Source organism: Mesotoga sp. HF07.pep.5.2.highcov (assembly GCF_003666285.1).
GTDB lineage: Bacteria > Thermotogota > Thermotogae > Petrotogales > Kosmotogaceae > Mesotoga > Mesotoga prima.
Map to the genome: position 1 here is coordinate 1 of NZ_JFHJ01000407.1, position 3,305 is coordinate 3,305.

Annotated in this window: 2 protein-coding genes; both read right to left on the bottom strand. The window is 46.8% G+C overall.

The window, feature by feature from the left end; all coding sequences use genetic code 11:
• Positions 1-206: 206 nt before the first annotated feature.
• Complete coding sequence (locus BG32_RS08625) at positions 207-1,478, bottom strand: pitrilysin family protein (RefSeq protein ID WP_099771482.1); 1,272 nt, start codon at positions 1,476-1,478, stop codon at positions 207-209.
• Between the two features lie 7 nt (positions 1,479-1,485).
• On the bottom strand, positions 1,486-3,305 hold a 1,820-nt coding region (locus BG32_RS08630; RefSeq protein ID WP_121526684.1), incomplete at its 5' end, for a polyribonucleotide nucleotidyltransferase.

A 3,305-nucleotide genomic window follows, 5' to 3' on the forward strand; every position in this document is an offset into this window, starting at 1 on the left:
AGGATCAAACCCTCCATCCATGACTCATTCTTTTGAAACTCGCTGGATTGCTATCCATTTTTCAATGACCCTTTCTCCTCGCTCGCCTTTCCCGCTAACGCTAACTTCGCGTCAGCAATTCCTATACTACCAGTACCACTTCCTATTGTCAAGTTACAGGTTCGTTTCCTCTGGTCCCTTCTTCGAGCGAATCCATGCGGATTAACTCAAATTTCGAAGTGTTCTTCTGTCAAGAATGTGGAGTTCTGCATTTGTTCAGGGAGAAGTAGCGATACATTCCAGGGGCCGGCGATATGTCTCTTGATGGAGTCGTTTATATCATCAATGGTAAGGGCTTCTATTCTTGCGATCAAGTCCTCCAGAGAGTCCGGTTTTCCACAAATAACTACGTCATCCAGGAATCTGCTCAGCGTCTGCAGTGTTCCTTCGGTAGACATCAATAGTTTTCCTTTTGCCCTTTCCTTTCCATAATTGAACTGAGCTTCGGTTACGCCCCGGCTTATGAGGTTCCCTATTTCCTTTTTCAGCGAAGCCACCAGATTGTCAAGGTTCTTCGGGCCGGTGGTTGCATTTATCATGAATGCGCCGGAATCTGCATAAGAGACGAATTCAGAACTGATGTTGTATACCATTCCAAGTTGTTCTCGGATATTATGGAACAGAATGGAACTCATTCCGCTTCCAAAGAGAGTGTTGAATATCTTGAAGGCATCGAAATCATCCTTGTTTCTTCTGCCCGGGGCGTCTCTAGTCAATAGAAGATGAACCTGCTGAAGGTCCTTTCTTCTTTCAACAATCCACAGTGGTCTTTGTGAAATCACGGGAGATTTGGCAACGGGTTTAGAACCGTTGACTCTCATGGAAAGAAGTTTTCTCTCGGTATTCTTCAGGAGATCCTCGTTATAGTTTCCCGAAACGGCAAAAATAACGTTGTTTGCGACATATTTGTGATCGTAGAAGTTGGTGAGCTTTTCCTTCTCCAAATTTCCGACTGTATCCTGGTAGCCGAGAATCGGCCTGCCAAAATCTCTGTCCCAAACCTTCTCAATGGTCATGTCGTATATTCTGTCGTAGGGGTCGTCTTCAGCCGCGGCGATCTCCTCCATAATGACCCCTCTTTCGAGTTCCAGAGAGGTTTCGTCAAAACGCGGGGAGGTTATCAAATCGAATAGGATCTCCAGAGCCTCAGAAGCATAAGTGTCGGGAACCTTTGCATAGTAAACAGTTGAGACTCTTCCCGTATAGGCGTTAAGACTACCGCCTATTCTCTCGATCGGTTCCTTTATTTCGAAAGCATTTCTTCTAAGAGTTCCCTTGAAAAGAGCGTGTTCAATAAAATGAGAAACGCCGCTGATGGAATCTTCCTCATCAGCGGAACCCACCTTCATCGCGAAAGCCATCGAGACCGTTCTCGTCTCTTCTTTTCGCTCACCTATAATAACTGCGCCGTTCGGCAGCTCAATATAATGATTATTCATCAATTACCTACTTTCTGTTTCTGTCTCCTCGGTTTCTGTCGTTTCTGTCGTTCCTATGGTATGGCCTTTTATTGTCTCGCTTACTGTCCTCTTTAACCTCGACACCTTCGAGCTTCAGACTTATCTTCCCCATCTGATCAGTTCCTGCCACTTCGACGGCAATCGTGTCTCCGACCTTGTGCTCTCTAAGGAAATCCTTGCCGCTGGCACCCATCTTCGAAATATGCAGGAGCCCGGTCTTTCCTGGCGCAATCTCTACGAAGAATCCATAGGCCTCCGCTCTCGAGATCTTTCCTTCGAAAAGCTGTCCGGGTTTCACTTCAGAGATTATCGCATCTATTACTTTTTCCAGCTGATCGAGTTTTTCTCGATTGCTTCCAACGATCTTAGCCTGAGATCTCTCGTCATCTATGAAGATCGTTGAATCATACTCGCTTGAAAGTTTCTTTATGACCTTTCCGCCGGGTCCGATAATCTCCCCAATCTTCTCGTAAGGGAGATTGATCGTCCTTATAATAGGTGCATAGTCGGAGACAAACTTTCTCGGTTCGGGAATGGCTTCGTACATAAGATCAAGTATCTTGAGTCTTGCCAGTCTTGCTTGCTCAAGCGCTTTTGTCATTATCTCACTTGATACGCCGGAAACCTTCACATCCATCTGAAAAGCGGTTATACCGTCACGAGTTCCTGTAACCTTGAAATCCATGTCGCCCATGTGATCTTCGTTTCCCAGAATATCTGTGAGAACGACGGTCTTTTCCGGTTCTTGAATCATGCCCATGGCAACACCCGCCACGTGCTTCTCCATCGGAACTCCAGCCGCCATTAATGAGAGCGATCCGGAGCATACGGTTGCCATCGAAGAGGAGCCGTTGGATTCAAGAACTTCAGATACGACTCTTATTGTATATGGGAAAGATTCGCCGTTAGGCACAATGTTCTTCAGAGATCGCTCGGCAAGATGACCGTGTCCAATTTCTCTTCTGCCTGGCCCCCTAAGCCTCTTCACTTCCCCGGTGCTGAAAGGCGGGAAGTTGTAGTGAAGCATAAACGACTTCGAACCTTCTTCAAACATCGTATCGACTATCTGTTCGTCCATCGTTGCCCCGAGAGTGACAATTCCCAGACTCTGGGTCTCGCCCCTGGTGAAAAGAGCCGAACCGTGTGCTCTTGGCAGGAGATCGAGTTCAATGTTGATCGGACGGATCTCGTTGTGCTTACGCCCGTCCATCCTTACATCTTCTTCTATTACTCTCCTTCTCATTACTTTCTTCTCTATGTCGTGGTAGAAGTCCTTCACGAAACCAATGTTGTCTTCGATTTCCTCTTCGGACCATCTTTCTTTTGCTTTTTCTATAAACTGCTCGATTAGCTCGTCCCTGTATGTTTTCAAGGCTTTGTCCTTGTTCTTCTTACCGGGAGTGAGCATTATCTCGGCGAGCTTATTTCTGTCAACCAGTGTTTCGAATGATTCGAGAAATCCTTCTGGCGCAGTCGGTATCTCGAGCTCCCACTTCTCAGTCTGGAACTCACTGATTATTTCCTTCTGGAAGGCTACGAGCGATTTAATAGCTTCGTGGGCCGCTTCAAGCGCTCCGACCATGACTTCTTCAGAGACTTCTTTTGCCTCCCCTTCTACCATTGCAACTGCGTCTTCCGTCCCTGCAACAACTATATCGAGTTCAGATCTTTCGAGTTCGTCGGCAGAGGGAAACACGACGTATTTTCCATCGACATATCCTACCTGGACGCCGGCGACGATCCCTTCGAAGGGAATCGGAGAAATATTTAATACAAGTGACGATGCCATTATCCCCCAGATGTCGG

Bases quoted from the DNA above. Each gene is read 5' to 3' on its own strand.
- BG32_RS08625 (WP_099771482.1), bottom strand. From the start codon at position 1,478: ATGAATAATCATTATATTGAGCTGCCGAACGGCGCAGTTATTATAGGT.